The sequence below is a fragment of the Nesterenkonia alkaliphila genome, assembly GCF_009758175.1.
In the GTDB taxonomy this organism is placed as follows: domain Bacteria; phylum Actinomycetota; class Actinomycetes; order Actinomycetales; family Micrococcaceae; genus Nesterenkonia; species Nesterenkonia alkaliphila.
Genome location: NZ_WRPM01000092.1, coordinates 1 through 15,931 on the forward strand (window position 1 = coordinate 1; position 15,931 = coordinate 15,931).

A 15,931-nucleotide genomic window follows, 5' to 3' on the forward strand; every position below is an offset into this window, starting at 1 on the left:
ACCCGCCGAGCACGAGCGAAACTCACCGAAATGGCAAGCTAAATCAGAGACGGACCACTAGTGTGGGCTTCGCGTGCGGCGTGGAGTTGCTCGGCGAACGCGAGTGTCCCGTCCACTGTGGCCTGGAAGCTGCGGTACTGCTCATCGGTCAGTTCGGCGGCCAGCTGGTCAGGGTCGTAGTGGGTCCACCACTCGGCCAGTTCACCCCAGGTCGCCCAGAACGCCCGGGTCGGATACCGCCGAGGTAACTCATCCGCTGCTGACCCTGCTGCCTGGGCTGCGGTCGGGGTGGTGCGTTTCTTGGGGGCGGCTTTCGCCTTGGCCACCGCTTCATCGGCCAGACGATGCAGCTGGTCCACGCGCTGTTGCTGGGCGGCCTCAGCGGCTTCGCGCAGTTGCCGGTAGGCCGGGTCTACCGGAGCCCCCGCATCAATCCGGGAGAGTTCCTGCTCTGCCTGGGTGCGCAGTTCACTAGGGATGGTGGGGTCGGTGGTGAGGTGTTGGAGGTAGCTGATCTTCTCGAGAGTCTTATAGGAGGCGCTTCCGGGGATCATCGCTGCAGCCTGCTCCCGAGTCCTCCCAGTAACACCGTTTGACGGGGGTGGAAAATTTCCACCCCCGTTCTTCCCTGGCTGATACTCGCTGCTGAATCGGGTGGCAGCATCACGGCGCTCGGCGTCTTCTGCCATCAGGTGTTTCAGTTCTCGGTAGAGGGCGGCGGATTCCTGCTGGGTTAGCGGTTTGTGCAGGGTGTTCTCGTCCTGTTCGGCCAACAGGTGACCGAGCTTGTCGGAGATACCGGAGCGGACCCACACGTTGACCTTCCGCCAGCCGAGCTGTTTGATCGCCGCCAACCGGCGTGCACCACACACCAGCACCCCCTCGGGGGTAATCGTGATCGGCTGGAGAAGGCCTTCGCGTTCGATGGAGGCGGCCAGTTCGTCGATGTCCCCGAAGTCGGTGCGGTGCCGAGGACCGACCGTGATGGCCTCTACCGCGCGGTCGAGTTCGATGAACCCGGTCTGCTCACCCATCACCGACCCCCACCAGTACGGGGCTTTCCGGGGGCGGTGAAGGCGATCAGCACCACGAGGTCTTCATCGCGCAGCAGCATCGGCAGGCTCTCACCGATCAGCAGCCGCAACAGCACACCCCGGCCAGCGTTGGTGGCCGCGTAGGCGGCATCGGGGTGGCCCAGCAGGGCTTTGAGCATCGCCGTCCAAGACTCACCGGGGATGTCCAGCAGGGCGCGAGCATGCTTATCCCGCCGCAGGGCTTCATAGGCCGCCTGCCTGCTGGAGGCCCGCGTCAATGCTGAGCAGATGTGTTCGATCCCGGCCCGGGCGGTACGCGGATGCCAATCCAATAACGTGAACAGCTCGATGGCGTCCTCTACTGCGGTGCGTGCTGCGCTCACCTCCGACTCAGCCGTCGTATCCTCAGCATCGTCGGTGTCTTCGGGGTGGTGGTCGGTGGTGTGGAAGGCCGGGTGATAATCGCTCAGGGGTGTTTCGCGGTCGCTGAACCGCTCCGGGTCATGGAAGACGGAGATGTGCGGGCGGCGGGCCTGGTGGACCGAGCAGAGCAGGCCTTGGGCGCGTTCCTCGGCGATGCAGGTGATCCGTACCGCATGGGTGACCACCGCCCACGGATCAGCCGCTTCCCGGGTGGAGCGGCTGCGCATCACATCAAACGCCGCAGAAGCCGCCTCCCAGGGGTCGAGTCCGTATTTGCGGGCCAGGGCGGCGTACTTCTCCGCAGTGAACACCATCAGGTCAGCGGCTTCAGCATCGTTCTCCCACGCCCCGGGACCAGCCTGGTGCAACCGGTGGAGTAGGGCTCGCAGCCCCGCGCTGGACTCAAAGGTTCGTCCGCTGCGCCCGTTGCCGGTGTTGCCGGCCGCCTGTGGGGTGGGATTGTCGGTGGTGGTATGCATTGGTGTACCTCCTGACCACCAGGTGCACACCCCACCCCCAAGACCCGGAGCCCTGAGCCCTTTCCGGCCCGGCTTCTGGCCGGACCGGTAGGGCAACCTCGTTGTTGCTGTGCTCATCGGTCATCACCACCAACAGAACCCCTGTCAAGGGGCCTAGCTGTGTCCCACCGCGCCCCGGGAGACCTGATGAGGCTGATGCCCACGCCCGAACGCCGACACCGGTGGCAACTGTGCGACCCGGCTGCCCAACCGGCGGGCCGGAGCCACCAGAGGACCACGGACCCGCCGAGCCAAGGCCACTTCGAAACCAATGCCGCGGCCAGCGACCACAGCAGAGTGCCGGGCCATCAGATCGGTGGGCCTGATCCACTCCACCCCACGGGCCGGACGAGCTTCAGCGGCACCGAGGTCCTGGCGGCGGCGAATGTGATCGGCCTCCACCGCATCCGGCACACCCTGCCCACCCGGACCCACCGTCGCCTCTGGTCCACCGGGGGCAGAGACACCCGGCGCGGTCGCGACGGCAGGGGCTTCTGGCCCTTGCGGAGCTGGCCTAGAATCTCGAATGGACGCGGACTGCCCAGGGGTATCGCTGGGGTCGGAGTGGTGGGTGTGGGGGTTGATGGCGTTCATGACAGTTCTCCCTGTTCGTTGTTCCCACCCACAGAAGCTCTGCCGTTGCTGCCGGTGGTGGATGGTTCATCGGTAAGGTGCTCGGCTGCTGCCCATCGGCCCACCGTCGAAGGGTGAACCCCGAGTTGCTTGGCAATCTGCTTGTTCGACCACCCCTGCTCCCGCAGCATCCGCGCCCGAGCACGCCGATCCACCGATACATCCTCGACTGGAGCCTCAGTGGAGATGGAGAGAGCTTCAGTAGCTGACCCCATCCAAGACCGGCCCTGGAGAGGCCTGGGGGTCGTCTTCGACCGTGGGGCCGGAGGCAGGTGTGCGGGACTCGGTGGTTGTGGATTGGATGGTGCGGGTCAGGATCACCGTCAGGTGGGTGATCGCCAGCAGCACCACCGGTGGAACGGCCGCCACGGAGGCAGCCAACACACCAGGCACATCAGCATCAGCGGCCACCACCGCATGCAGACTGTTTGCCATCACCGAGACCAGTGCGCCGCCGGCCAGCAGCGCCCACGGATACCAGGCCGCACGTTGACCCGCCAAAGCGACGGCAGAGACGGTGGCGACCACAATGATCCCATCCACGATCAGTGGCCACACCCAGGCCTGGCCCGGCTCGATGCCCGAGCGAGCCGCAAGATCGGCCAGGGCGTTGAAGCTCAACCAGAACGCGCCCCCGGCGATGAACACCGTGCCAGCCACCGCGGTGCGCAACGCCCACCGGTGCCCCACACCAGAAACCTGCCCGCCGGTGCTCATTCGATGCCCCGAACCCGCGCTGACGGCCCAGCAGAAGGCCGGTTACGGCGGACAAACGACTCCGGCCCCACTGATGGTGCAGCTTCGCGCCCATGGGTGGTCTCACCGTGGGTGGTGCGGTAGGCCGAGCGGATCGTCGCGGCGATTTCCCGCTGCCCCAAACCAGCCTGTGAAGCCGCAGCAGAAAGCACCTCCACCGCATCCGCCGCCGGAATGTCGTTCTCTGCCAGGCGGCAAGCTGCCCAGAACAGTCCCCGGTTGCGCTCACCCTCCCCACGAGCCGCCACCCACGAGGCCAACCGGGACACATCAGCCTCACGCCGAGGCCCACGTGTGGTTCGCCGGAAGGCCGGTGATGGGCGGGGGTCCAGGAACTGACGCAACCCAGAGGCATCCACAGGCCGCGGCGGAGTCCCAGCAATCCGGGCCAGCTGATAGGCCACAGCAGAATCCTCGTACTGGACTACTGAGGGTGGGACGATGATGTAGCCGCCATCGCCACGGAAATCTATCCCCGCCATGGCCGCCTGCCACGACCGCTGCTGCTCGGTGCCCGGGGCTACCGGGTAATAGGCATGCATCCCACCCGACGGAGTCGAGACCAACACATCCCACCCGACCGTCAGCCCGGCACGGTTGGCTCGACCAAACCATCGGTACCCGTCGGCCTCAGAGTGGACATCAACATCGACCACCACCAGGCCCGAGGCCTGCCCGGTGGGCACACCGATATTCGCCTCCGGCCACCGGCCCCACCACTGTTCAACTCGACCGAGGTTGGTGGTGGCGTCGTGGAACCCATGCTCGGTCAACGGACGCTTCGCGCCGGGCACACAAGGGAATACCGGCAGCCCCGCAGCAGCCAACTGGGACGCCGCCACCGGTAGCCCTGCCTCACGGGTGTCGATCAGAACCTGGGTGAAGGAAGCCAGCCCGGCCATCACAACCCCGACCTCTCCACACCACCAGAGGCCACAGGTTCACGCCGCACCCCATCAGGCTCCATGCCTGCCCTCTGCATGTCTTTCGGCTCCGGGCTCTGCCGGACAGCACGGCTGCGTTGGGGCTGGTGACGCTCCAGCCCCGGCGGGGTGCCATCAGTCACTTGCGGGCTATCCAACTGTGCCAGGACGGAAAGCGCGGTTTGGCGTACCCGCTCGCCGGTGGCCTTGACCACCTCAGCAGGTTCCTGATCCTTCACCTGCGCCGCCCACGTGGACACATACGGGATCGTGTACTCACTGGTGTCCATTCCATGAGCGGCACCGATCATCAGCGGCACCGATTCGGCCTCAACCTCCACCACACCCCGGTGGCCACGGGCCTCCTGCTGGTTCGGCCCATGCATCAACACATGGCCCAACTCATGAGCCAGCGTCTTCACCTGCGCAGCAGGGTCCATATCCGAGCGCACCGCAATCTGGCGAGCCGTGTAGTCGGTGATGCCATTGGCCCCACCTAGCTCGGCAGCACTCCCTGCCCCAACGACGGTGAATCCCTGCTCGCGGATCAGCCGGGACAGCTCAGCGTGCAACCCAGCAGGGGCCTGACCCTTCAACAACTGCGGCGCCGGGGGTTCAGGAATCGGGTCCCCAGCGGTCTGGGCGGCATCCCACACATAGGCAGGCTTAGCCCCCACCATCCGGGAACGCGCCACCTCACCGGCCCGGGGCTTCTCACCACGATCCAACCGCCTCCACGCACCGGGATCAGCAGGATCACTGGTGGCGAACCGGGCGGTGACCGGGGCATAGATCATGTAACCGGGCTGGCCCTTCTGCACTTGCCGGCCCAACTGCTGCCACTGCCTGTACCCAGCCACATACGACGGCGACGGTTCATCCACCAGACCCTTCTCGTAGGCGTCCTGGTGCTGAGCGAAGATCAGCAGGGTGTTGTTGAACGACCGCGACCGGAACCTCGCCGCAAACGCCATCGCCTGCTGCCAGTCCTCACCCGAAACCAGCTGCTCGACCGCACCAGTCAATCGCCCGTGCAGCTCATCGAGCTTGGCGTCACGGTTGCTGCGGGACTGTGTTGGTTGCTCCGACATGGCAGCTGCCTTCCTTCTGACCCGGTGGACCAACCGAGCCACAAGAAGCAGCTCGGTCAACCAGCAGGTACGCCGGGAAGACCAGCGAGGCGATGACGGACATCGCAGACAACATGTACGGCGGTGACCGTCAGGGACACAGAAGGTGAACCCGACAAGTTCTTCCGGCCTATCAGAATCGCTAGGACTTCTCAGCAGGGAATGCCGAAACTCAGGTTGTTGGTGACCGTTTCTCAGGTCGATCCTGGTCAATGGACCGTGCGCGCAGTCGTTTGCGGTAGCTACTTGGAGTTACTCCCAAGTACCGACGGAACATGTCTGCTGCGTGACTTCTGTTGCGCCACCCTACGTCTTCAGCAGCTTGGGCGATGCTGACCGGTGTCTCCCTCAGAAGTTTCGCCATGGTCTCCACTCGTTTCACAGCCAGATAGGTCTGGGGAGATTTTCCGAAAGCATCAGTAAACACTGTTGCTAAGCGTGAGCGTGAGAGGTGAACTTCACGCCCAAGTTCTGCCAACGTCCATTTCCGCGTCAGGTCGCTTTCGAGAAGCTGAACAGCTTGACGAGCTTCCTGGCGAAGCGGTTGAAACCGAGTGGGCCTTGCCGATCTGAGTTTGGTAGTGAGGCGTTGCGTCCGTGCGCGGCGCATTGCACTAATTTGAAGATAGGGCACGATGATGTGCAGAACAGAGGACAGCAGCGCTTGCATTCTGTAGAACCTTTCGCCGCCGCCAAGATCGGTAGCAAAATCACTGGCGCTGAGTTCAGCAAGCTCATCAAGCGATAGCTCTACCCGAGCCACGTCTTCCCTGCTTAGGGAAAGCAGCTGGACTGGTTCGATATAGGGCGTGTCAAGAAATCTGGATGCCTCTAAACGATCAGCCAGTACCGCTGCATACTGCCAGTAAACCTGATCAATCAGGTAGTTTCGATCCAGAAATATGGTCGTGACCTGCACTTGCCCTTCCGGTTCACACCCGCACAGCACGTTAGTCCCCAGCATGACAATCTGGCCCTGACGCACAGACCGCTCACCGAATTCTGACATCAGAATAGCTGTGCCGCTCCTAATGAACTTCACCCGGAAATAGTCGTAAGCTACGGGGTCCAGAGGGCGGAAATGCGTTTCTGTGCAAACCGCTATAGGGGAGCGCGGTGTTGGCGTGTCCACTGGCTCGAAGGTCGACTTATCAGTCCGGTAATCCAGCGTAGGAGTGCAGCCCGGGGAAGTAGACGTTGACCACGGCGTAGTTGAAGATGATGCACAGGAAGCCAATGATGCTCAGCCACGCTGAACGTGTGCCGGTCCATCCGCGGGTGGCTCTGGCGTGGAGGTACCCGGCGTAGACCACCCAGATCACGAAGGTCCAGACCTCTTTCGTGTCCCAACCCCAGTAACGGCCCCATGATTCACGCGCCCACACAGCGCCGGTAATCATGGGGCCTAAAGTCCAGAAGACAAAGGCAACGGCGTTGATACGGTATGCCCAGTTTTCCAAGGAGAAAGCTTTGGGAACCAGTCGCATAAACTGCCTACCAGCCAGAAAGCCGCCCCACCCCTGTGCGGTGTTCTCTGCGAGAGCTCTCTCACGTCGGGATTGAAGAAGCTGCAGAACATTCATGGCGAAGGTGAGGACGAACAGTCCAATGGACAGCACTGCCAGGGAGACATGGATGGCAAGCCAGGGGCTTTGTAGTGCTGGCTGAACGTGGCCGATAGGGGTAGGGAAACCTATCGTTGCCGCGACCATCATTGCCACCACCAGTCCGAGGACGAAGGAGCCGATGAAGCGTAGGTCACGCCTGAGAAGGGCAAGAAGATAGACCAGAGCTACGATCAGAGCAGCGCCGACGAGGAACTCGTACATGTTGCCCAGCGGCCACCTATGAGCGGCCAGGCCACGAGAGACGACGGCGAAGGCGTGGGCAGCCACCGCGACAACGGTGAGAGCAATCGCCGTATTGGCGAGTGGCCGTCTTGTGCCGATGTAGGCCATGTCCTCATCAACCAGCTCTGGGTCTCTCGCCCCGTTGTGGGTGTCCTTGAGTTCGGGAGGGGGAGAGGCGGCTTCTGCCGGTGGTGGTCCAGCCGCCGCTGTCGCTACTTTCATCGGCTGTGCGGTCAGGGACTCTTGTTCTCTCGCCAGGTCTGTTTCGAGGCGGCGAATTGTTCGTGAGCTTTGGGCAGTGTCGATGGTGAAGAGGATGAACGCCAGTGTGTAGATGAAGGCGGCGATCATCATGAACAGTTCCGAGTACTCAGCCAGTTCAACGTTGATCGACGGAAGAGATACGGCTCCGAAGGTCAGCATGATTAGCCTCGCTTTCCTGTGGGGGTCGTTGCATGTGAATCAGTGGTGATGTGCGTTTGGGGAGGGCGTACCGGCCAGAGCTTTTCGAAGTCGCGTCGAATCGCTGCGTTTTCATCTCGCAACCGGAAGTCCTCACCTCGGGCCAATAGGCCGTAGCGGATTAAGGTGCGACCGCTGTCTGTTTTCTCCACCACCACCCAGGCTCGTCTCCGTCGCAGGAAGAGGCTGGTAATCAGTCCAGCGGTAGCGGTGAGAGAGAAGACGAGGATTCCAAGTTCGCCGGGGTTGTAGGTGATGTCGATGGCTATGTAGTCCAGTACTTCTTCAAACTCCACTGTGCCTAGGCCGTCGGGGAGTTCATGGACCTCGCCGGGGGCGAGCACGATGCCTCCGGCATCTACTTCCCGAGAATTGAGTACCTCCAAGTTCTCGGTCTCCAGTACGTAGACGTTCTGAGGGAGTCCTTCGTCGAGGCCCAGGTCCCCGGCGTAGGCATTGAGGTGAAGTTCGGGATTGAAAGGTTCGGGATCGGCGGAAACAGCCATGCCCTCGCCGGCATCAACTGCGGTGGGCAGGAACAGCCCCTGGAAACCTAGCTGTTCAGGTGAGGCATCAGGTGCCTTGATCACCATCATGGAGGTATACACGCCGTCGTCGGGTCGAGTGATGACAGGACCAGAGAAAGCTACGTCTCCTTCACCATCTCGGACCGTTACTACGGGCGCATAACCGTTCCCCACCAGGTAGAGGTTGGCTCCACCCATGTTCAACGGTGCGTTGACTTTCAGTGTCGCGTCTTCAGGAACCCTATCTGTGCCGTCCTGAACCGTGACCCAAGCTGTGAAATCCAAGGCATTGCCCCACTGAGGGCCAGCTTCTCCTTCCGGGGTGACCTGCCTGTCGAAGGCACGGTCAAATTCGTTGAGCTGGATGGAGAACGCATCGAGCTGGTCTTCACTGAACCAGGTTCCCGGAAAGAAGTTGTCGTATGCAGCTAGTGCGTTGACGAACCCTTCACCTTCAACGATGACTTTCTGTCCTCGGTAGCTGAACATGGCGCCAAGTGCGACAAAGACCAAGACTCCGACCAGGGACACGTGGAAGACGATGTTGCCGACTTCTCGAAGGTAGCCCTTCTCGGCTCCGATGGAACCGGCACGCTGATCCTCGTCCTGGGGGCGAACCTGGACCCGGTAGCGCCGCCTACGCAGCACTTGAGCAGCCTCTTCCAACGCTTGCGCTGGTGCAGGCCCCTGATCATCTAGCTCGACTGCCCCGTACTCTGGAAGTCGCTCTAATTTCCGTGGCGTACGTGGCGGGGCCGAGCGCATCTGTTGCCAGTGCTTTCGGGCGCGAGGGATGATACATCCGATCAGGGAGATGAAAAGCAACAGGTAGATGGCTGAGAACCAGAAGGACGAATAGACGTCAAACATCTGGAAGAAGTCCAGAATTGGCCCGACCGTCGGATTTTCTTCTATCCAGCGTTGAACGGCAAATGCGTCTTGAACGCGCTGTGGCCAGATCGACCCAGGTACCGAAGCGACAGCAAGAAGTAGTAGGAGCATGAGCGCAGTACGCATGCTCGTCAACTGCGTCCATGCCCATCGCAGCATGCCAACCAAACCTAGCGCTGGCAGCGCCGGAGCCGCTGTAGCCGCTTTTCCTTCGGCGTCGTTCATCGCGTCTTCACGCGCATTATCTTGGTGTGCAGAAGGTTGTTTCATCAGATGGGCAACACAATCTCGTTAGCAAACCAGTCTTGGAGGGCGAAGACCCAGCGGTTCCAGATGCCGCTGATCATCAGTAGCCCCACGGTGATGAGCAGTCCTCCACCGATTCGCATAACGGTGGCTTTATGGCGAGTGAAGAATTTGAGGGTACGCATACCTCGTTGAAGGCCGGCACTAATGAGAATGAAGGGAATGCCCAGCCCGAGGCAGTAGATGAAAACCAGGAGAGTGCCTCGCGTGGGGTCCGCCCCATAAGTGAGGGCCAACACCGCAGCCAGTGTGGGTCCGATGCATGGTGCCCATCCAATGCCGAATGTAGCCCCTAAGATTGGAGCACCTAGCAACCCGTCCGGCGGCCGTTTGTTGACCTTGCGTTCCCTCTGGAGGAACCCGAAAGCGCCCATGAAGACCAGTCCCATCAGAAGGACCAGCACGCCCAGGACCTGGGTCACCCAGCCACCTTCAAACCTCAGCCACGTGGTGGCATAAACAAAGACTGCGCCAATGAGGACGAACACCACGGTGAACCCAAGGACAAAGAGCGTCGCGCCAAGAACCAAACGTGAACGGGATCGCTGATGAAGTTCAGCCCCCGATAATCCCGTGACATATCCCAAGTAGCCCGGGACAAGCGGCAGTACGCAAGGTGAGAGGAAGGACACCAGCCCCGCAAGCAGCGCCACAGGCGCAGCCAAAAAGAGAGAGCTATCAAAGACAACTTCTGCGAAAGGGTTGTTCTGCACACCTGCCCCCAGCATCAGCCGGACCCGTCCTCGGAGCCTCCTGGGCTGGCGGATGCTGGGGGGCCGTTTTCTGCCAGCACGGTCTCAATCAGGGCCCTCAGCGTGCCTGGTTCCACGATGCCGACAATACGAGCCGAAACTCGTCCCTCCTTGTCGAGCACCAGAGTTGTAGGAACTGCGGAGGGATGTGCGTAGTCGGTCATCGCCATCATGACCTGACCGGTTCGATCCTCCATAGAAGGGTAAGTAATGCCGAAGTTTCGCTCGAAAGCTTCAGCCGTAGGCTGCGTGTCCCTGGTATTGACCCCAAGGAACTGGACACCCTCGGGCTCGAACTCTTCGTGGATCGCCTGTAAATCAGGAGCTTCGGCCCGACATGGAGGGCAGGCGGCATACCAGAAGTTCAATACGCTTACCCGGCCTTCGAAGGTCTCGGCCGTGATCTCAGTGCCATCGAAGAGAGTGGACTCGAAGGCTACGGGTTCACCACGGCTTTCAGGGGCGAACTCTTCAACGGAGCCGTCCCCGGCTACGTAGTTCGTACCGTCGTTGGAAGCACGTTGGGCTAAGTCGTCGTTGTCTGACCCGCAGGCGCTCAAGAGAAACGCAGCGGAAGTCAGGCTGATGGCGGCGATAGCATGCCGCCGGTTTAGAGGCTCATATGGCAAGTTCATGGATGAGATCCTCCTTCGTGGAGTAAGGAGTACGTTCTTGGGCACTGACGTGTAGCTAAGAGGCCATGCGAACAGCGATATTTACTGTCAGGAGAAGTTGAAAGCAGCGATATTGACCAGGAGACCAACAAGGACAAACCAGGCAAGGATCGCGATGTCGTGACGCCGAATCATGACGTGTGCCAGGCGGCGCCCGTAGCCGGTCCAGTTCCGGCTCCAGCGACTCGCAGACTCCACAGTGACGTACCACAGGGAAAGGAACGTCGCTGCCCACACGAGCATGCAGTAGGGGCACAGGGCCTGGATGCGGAACAAGCTCTGATACATCAGCCAGCCCACAAATAGAGTTCCGAAGGTGACGCCGATCTGCAGTCCGGCCCAGTACCAGTGCGACATCTGAGCCCGGCCAAGAAGCGCTGCTCCGGTTGCTGCAATAACGGCAAAACCAGCGATGCCCAGGTATGGGTTCGGAAACCCGAAGACTTCTGCCTGCCAGGAGGTCATAACCGGGACACAGGACAGGGTCTCTCCCAAGGTGCAGCTCGGGGAGTAGAACGGATTGATCAGTAACCAGTACTTCTCTACCGCGAGGACAAATGACGGGACGAAACCAAGTAGGCCAGCAGCCAGGAGGATGAAACCGGTAAACCGGTGAGAAAGTCCTGGTACGGGGCGGCTCTCAGGGGTGTCCGGTGTTGTTGGAGTCTGAAACATATCCGGTGTCACTGGTCGCTGCTGAGAGCTTCGTCAATGGGGTCCGTGAGATCGGTCAAGGTCTCTGGGGCGATGAATTCGTCGTTGACGAAGAACGACGGTGTCCCTTGTAGCCCGAGCGCGACTGCATCTTCAAAATCGGACTGAACACGTTGCGCAACATCATCCGAGAAGTAGTCAGCCTCCCATCGCTCGACATCAAGCCCCAGTTCCTCGGCAAAACCTCGGAATACTTCATCCTGAGGTTCCTCGTTGTGACTCCACTCTTCCTGCGTCTCGAACATCAGTCGGTACATCCCCTCAAGTTCACCCTGGCGAGCGGCTGCCTCGACAGCATGAGCTGCCTGACGCGAGTTGGGATGGCCATCGAGCGGGAAGTAGCGAATGACGAAGGTCATCTCGCCCTCGTACTCTTCGCGCAGTTCCTCAACAGCAGGATAAACAGCACCACATGCTTCACATTCAAAGTCGAGGAATTCTACGAATGTCACGGGGCTGGAGGGAACATCATCCAGACGATGCGAGTCCTCCCTGACAATGAGGTCACTGTCCACTGCCGGGGCGTTCGCTGTCGCCGTATCCGCGGCCGACTCAGTCTCTTCGGGTGAGTTTTGGAACAAGAGAATAAGCAACGCGGTGAGTGCTACCGCGAGGCCACCTACGACGAGGAAGCGAAGGACTACGGCTTTACTTTCAGTGCCCCCAAGGGGACTTTTGAGAGGTGGGGTCGGGTCATTTGTGTTAGGCATGCAGCCAATCCGTTCTTAGAGTCTGTCTTGTACTGCCCTAGGGCATGAGTGCGCCATGAAAGGAACGCGGCGCATCAATGAGAGAAGTAGCTCGTTCCGAGCGCGTCTAACTCTCAGACAGAAAGAAGCGGTGGCCCACGCAGAGGGTTGAGGCCTTCGCCGGGGCGGGACTCCGCAGGGACCCAAGCAGTCTCCCCGACCGGAACGTGCACCGGGTAAGTGACGTGTCGAGGCGTAGCTGGCAGCGGGCGCAACAGCGACAGTTGCAGCACAAGGAAGAGCACCTCAACCAGATCGTCACCCCGCCGTATGGCGGCGTAGGTCACTGCAAGAGCACCAAGATGGACCAGCAAAGCTCCTGGTTCAGTATGAACCAGCAACTGGTGCTGATGATCCTCTAGGCCTGTCGAACCGCCGGGCCCGAACAAAGCATGAAGGAATACTTGGCCCGGGATGACAGCCAGCGCGAGACGGCAGCGGCTCTTCGGAATGCGCGAAAGGGCAATGGCCACGGGGGTGGTCGCGGCGAAGGCCACGAGCGCCGTAGTCATCGCCGGTGCATGACCAGTGATGAGGTAGTGAGCAAGCGCCGTTGATGTCACCGCGACCAGCCCGATGATCAGTCCACGAAGCAGGCGGCCTAAACCTCGAAGATTGGAGGCATACTCAGTTGCGGAACCGGGCATGCTCCCTCCTCTCTAGGTCTTGGTCGCGCGGGCAACGCTCACTCAACACAGAATTCTACAAGACGTAGAAACAGTAGGCCATCACTGGGGCGGCACCCTTCGTCTTGAGAATGCGACCCGACACCACCTTTGCAATAGATTCCCATGCAGCCATAACATGGCCAGATAGCGATGCAGGGATGAAGGCGTCATTCATTGTAAACCAGCTGAATGGAGGTCAAGTCATGGGTGCTGGACATAGTCACGAGCACGGGCTCAGCCCGGAAGAAGCTGCTAGATCCCCGGATTTTCGACGCAAGCTGGGGATAGCTTTTGCCCTGGTGTTCGCCATCGTCCTGGCGCAGGGACTGGGTGCCTGGCTCAGTGGCAGCCTTGCAATTCTCGTAGACATGGTCCACTCACTGGTCGATTCGAGTGGACTACTGATCGCCCTGATCGCAGCGTCCCTGATGCTTCGCCCGCCGAGCAAAAAGCGAACGTGGGGCTTCCGTCGAGTGGAGAGTCTCGCGGCCCTCGCTCAAGGACTCCTGTTGGTGGGTATTAGCGTCTACGGCATCTGGGAAGGAGTCAAACGGTGGGGGAATCCACCGGAAGTCGCTGCCTCTGAGATGCTGATTTTTGCGGCAATCGGACTGGCCCTCAACATAGCTGCCATGCTGGTGCTGTCTTCCAGTCGCGGGGCGAACCTGAATATGCGAGCTGCCTTCTTAGAAGTGCTCATGGACGCGCTGGGTACTATCGCAGTGGTTGTCTCCGGGATCTTGATGCTCACGACTGGTTACACCAGGGCAGATACCATTGCTGCCTTCTTCATTGCTCTACTCATTATTCCGCGCGCGGCCATGCTGTTGCGTGACACCGTCCGAATCCTCATGGAGTTCACCCCCACCGGCCTTGACCTCGATGAGGTCAGAAAGAGTATCGTGAGCGTCCAGCATGTCAAGGAGGTTCATGACCTTCATGCCTCAACAGTCGCCTCGGGATTGCCGACTCTCAGTGCCCATGTGGTCCTGGATGAGAGTTGTTTTTCGGATGGTCATGCCGCGGATATTCTTCATGAAGTGCGCCGGTGCCTCAGTGAAGACTTCGATGTCCCAGTCCACCACACCACCATCCAGCTGGAAACCGAAGGGCATCGTGCCGCTGAATCCGCGTCTCACCCCTAGGCAGTGGGGCGGCGACTGAGGGTTCGGCGCTAATCACGTAGCTGGCATAGTGTCACTGCGTCCCCTGTGAGAGCCAGCACTTTCTCTGCCGAGGCTAAAAGCTCTAACACAGCGCCTGGATGACTCAGTGAGTAGACCGACGCTCGACCTTCAGGGCGAAAATCCACGAGACCGCACTCTCGAAGGCAGGCCAAGTGCTTGGAAACGGTGCTCTGCGATAAGCCCAGGTGCTCTGTCAGATCAGCAACCTTGTGTTCCCCCAGCTGAAGATGCTGCAGGATCAGCAGGCGCGAGCGGTCTCCCAGTGCGTGGAAAAGGGATGCGGCCGGGTTTATCGCTGTAGGCTCGCTTGCGGGAGGGGTGGAGTCCTCGATTGCCTTGGATGAGGCCATGTCTCGATCGTACAAGGCATCCAAGGGCATAGTGCAGGGGCGGGAGCGGGCCACCCGGACACGCCTTTATCTCTTCGTTACATTTGTTATGGTTCTGTTATAGAGTTCTTCTCTAGCAGCTGGAACTCTGCAACCAAGCTGGTTGCCTACGGCTTGGGACTCAACTACCGCGAAAAGACATAAGGACCCCTCTCCCATGACAGTCACCACCACACTGCCCACCACGCGGCGTGAGCGTCGCCGTATGGCTCAGCGTGCTCGTATCTCCAATAACGTCGCGCTTACCGGGCGCGCTACCGCAGCTACCGTCGCTGCCGCTGGATTAGTTGCAAGCGTTGGAGTTGCAGCCCACGCTTCCGAGCCCTCAGAAGGGGAACGAGACGTCGCTACCGTAAGTCTTGATGTTGCAAAACCGAGCCTGGAACGAACATCTGGAAACCAGACGGTCGCTGTTTCTGCTAACCGAGACGTGGAGCTGACTTTCGACCGACCTATAGTTAGCTCCGAACCTGCCCCAACGACGCCCCCGGCCCCTGAAGAACCTGTATCGCCTTCCACTCCGGAGGTTGCAGAATCCACGCATCAAGAAACCTCGATTGAAGGAACAGCACCTCGGCCGGTATCTCAGGACCCAGAACCCGTCTCGCAGGAGTCACATGAGGTGAACGCTTCCCCTGAACCTGAGGTTGCGTCCTCGCAGGAACAGGCCGAGCAACCTGCTACGACGAACAATAACTCTGTAGTGAGCGCAGCATATGCCGGTATTGGCTCTCCGTATCTCTGGGGAGGAACCACCACAGCGGGATTCGACTGCTCTGGGTTCATCAACTGGGCATATAACCAAGCCGGTCGCGGCGGGCTCCCACGTACCACGTATGGGATGGAAGCCTCCCTCCCGCATGTCTCGACACCACAGCCAGGAGACATCGTGCTTGCCAACAACACTACGCATGGGGCGATTTACGTAGGTAATGGCCAAGTTATCTCAGCCACTCCTTCCGGTGGAGTCCGTCTCCACGGCATCAACGAAAGCTGGCACCAGGTCAACGCAATCGTCCGCCCGAACTGAAACATCTGCCGGCGCGACAGGCCAGCTGCAACTTATAGCGCTGCAGCTGGCCTGTCCTTCTTATTTCCGCCCAGTCCTACAAGCCCCAGGCGGACCACGCCTCTTGCAGATCGAGGCGGAGCGAGCATTATCGCCGCAGAAGTTACAGGCTGCGGGAGTAAAGGGAGCATTGTTCATTCGGCAGCCGTGCCCGATGCCCTGTGGTCGTGCGGCAACCCACTAGGATGTTACCTAAGAAGTTACATCGTGATTTTCTAGTGGTGTGTCTCGTAAATAGTTAAGCGGTTGGGTTGTAGAATGAGGTATGGCTCGTTC

General features: G+C 60.4%; 16 protein-coding genes and 1 pseudogene. 2 read left to right on the plus strand and 15 right to left on the minus strand.

What is annotated here, in order from left to right; translation table 11 throughout:
• Positions 1-38 precede the first annotated feature (38 nt).
• The 14 genes and pseudogenes from GNZ21_RS12480 to GNZ21_RS12545 all read right to left on the minus strand — a co-directional run bounded on the left by GNZ21_RS12480 (position 39) and on the right by GNZ21_RS12545 (position 12,989).
• Positions 39-1,034 (minus strand): ParB N-terminal domain-containing protein, encoded by a 996-nt coding sequence (locus GNZ21_RS12480; RefSeq protein WP_157324850.1) that lies wholly within the window; start codon positions 1,032-1,034, stop codon positions 39-41.
• The gene (locus GNZ21_RS12485) at positions 1,034-1,936 is read right to left on the minus strand and encodes a hypothetical protein (RefSeq protein WP_157324851.1); all 903 of its coding nucleotides are present in this window, start codon (positions 1,934-1,936) and stop codon (positions 1,034-1,036) included. The genes GNZ21_RS12480 and GNZ21_RS12485 overlap by 1 nt, the downstream gene beginning before the upstream one ends.
• A gap of 153 nt (positions 1,937-2,089) precedes the next feature.
• Positions 2,090-2,410 (minus strand): hypothetical protein, encoded by a 321-nt coding sequence (locus tag GNZ21_RS12490; protein ID WP_188503836.1) that lies wholly within the window; start codon positions 2,408-2,410, stop codon positions 2,090-2,092.
• A 155-nt stretch (positions 2,411-2,565) separates the two neighbouring features.
• Positions 2,566-3,325 (minus strand): annotated as a pseudogene (locus tag GNZ21_RS12495) (DUF2637 domain-containing protein).
• Positions 3,322-4,266 carry a bifunctional DNA primase/polymerase gene (locus GNZ21_RS12500; protein ID WP_157324852.1) on the minus strand — a complete coding sequence of 315 codons (945 nt, stop codon included), beginning with the start codon at positions 4,264-4,266 and terminating at the stop codon, positions 3,322-3,324. Before GNZ21_RS12500 ends, GNZ21_RS12495 begins: the two are co-directional and overlap by 4 nt.
• Complete coding sequence (locus GNZ21_RS12505; protein ID WP_157324853.1) at positions 4,266-5,378, minus strand: ArdC-like ssDNA-binding domain-containing protein; 1,113 nt, start codon at positions 5,376-5,378, stop codon at positions 4,266-4,268. The genes GNZ21_RS12500 and GNZ21_RS12505 overlap by 1 nt, the downstream gene beginning before the upstream one ends.
• Positions 5,379-5,589: 211 nt before the next feature.
• Positions 5,590-6,426: a helix-turn-helix domain-containing protein gene (locus GNZ21_RS12510; RefSeq protein WP_157324854.1), complete on the minus strand. Its 837-nt coding sequence runs from the start codon at positions 6,424-6,426 to the stop codon at positions 5,590-5,592.
• A gap of 142 nt (positions 6,427-6,568) precedes the next feature.
• A complete protein-coding gene (gene ccsB, locus GNZ21_RS12515; protein ID WP_157324856.1) occupies positions 6,569-7,690 on the minus strand; it encodes a c-type cytochrome biogenesis protein CcsB in 1,122 nt (373 codons plus the stop codon).
• A gap of 2 nt (positions 7,691-7,692) precedes the next feature.
• Positions 7,693-9,417: a cytochrome c biogenesis protein ResB gene (gene resB / locus GNZ21_RS12520; protein WP_157324858.1), complete on the minus strand. Its 1,725-nt coding sequence runs from the start codon at positions 9,415-9,417 to the stop codon at positions 7,693-7,695.
• On the minus strand, positions 9,417-10,181 hold the full coding sequence (locus tag GNZ21_RS12525; protein WP_157324860.1) for a cytochrome c biogenesis CcdA family protein: 765 nt from the start codon (positions 10,179-10,181) through the stop codon (positions 9,417-9,419). The genes resB and GNZ21_RS12525 overlap by 1 nt, the downstream gene beginning before the upstream one ends.
• Entirely contained in the window at positions 10,181-10,840 is a 660-nt protein-coding gene (locus GNZ21_RS12530; protein ID WP_157324862.1) for a TlpA family protein disulfide reductase, read from the minus strand. The genes GNZ21_RS12525 and GNZ21_RS12530 overlap by 1 nt, the downstream gene beginning before the upstream one ends.
• An 87-nt stretch (positions 10,841-10,927) precedes the next feature.
• Positions 10,928-11,566 carry a vitamin K epoxide reductase family protein gene (locus GNZ21_RS12535; protein ID WP_198346025.1) on the minus strand — a complete coding sequence of 213 codons (639 nt, stop codon included), beginning with the start codon at positions 11,564-11,566 and terminating at the stop codon, positions 10,928-10,930.
• Complete coding sequence (locus GNZ21_RS12540) at positions 11,563-12,303, minus strand: DsbA family protein (protein ID WP_157324864.1); 741 nt, start codon at positions 12,301-12,303, stop codon at positions 11,563-11,565. Before GNZ21_RS12540 ends, GNZ21_RS12535 begins: the two co-directional genes overlap by 4 nt.
• 113 nt (positions 12,304-12,416) lie before the next feature.
• Positions 12,417-12,989 (minus strand): hypothetical protein, encoded by a 573-nt coding sequence (locus GNZ21_RS12545; RefSeq protein ID WP_157324866.1) that lies wholly within the window; start codon positions 12,987-12,989, stop codon positions 12,417-12,419.
• Between the two features lie 179 nt (positions 12,990-13,168).
• On the opposite strand from GNZ21_RS12545, the gene GNZ21_RS12550 reads away from it, so the two are divergent.
• Positions 13,169-14,155, plus strand: a complete 987-nt coding sequence (locus tag GNZ21_RS12550) for a cation diffusion facilitator family transporter (RefSeq protein WP_229659614.1) — start codon at positions 13,169-13,171, stop codon at positions 14,153-14,155.
• A 29-nt stretch (positions 14,156-14,184) separates the two neighbouring features.
• Here GNZ21_RS12550 and GNZ21_RS12555 read toward each other — a convergent pair whose 3' ends face one another.
• A complete protein-coding gene (locus GNZ21_RS12555) occupies positions 14,185-14,547 on the minus strand; it encodes an ArsR/SmtB family transcription factor (protein WP_157324869.1) in 363 nt (120 codons plus the stop codon).
• Between the two features lie 244 nt (positions 14,548-14,791).
• Here GNZ21_RS12555 and GNZ21_RS16365 point away from each other — a divergent pair, with 244 nt between their 5' ends.
• A complete protein-coding gene (locus GNZ21_RS16365; RefSeq protein WP_414477748.1) occupies positions 14,792-15,616 on the plus strand; it encodes a C40 family peptidase in 825 nt (274 codons plus the stop codon).
• The last annotated feature ends 315 nt before the right edge of the window (positions 15,617-15,931 follow it).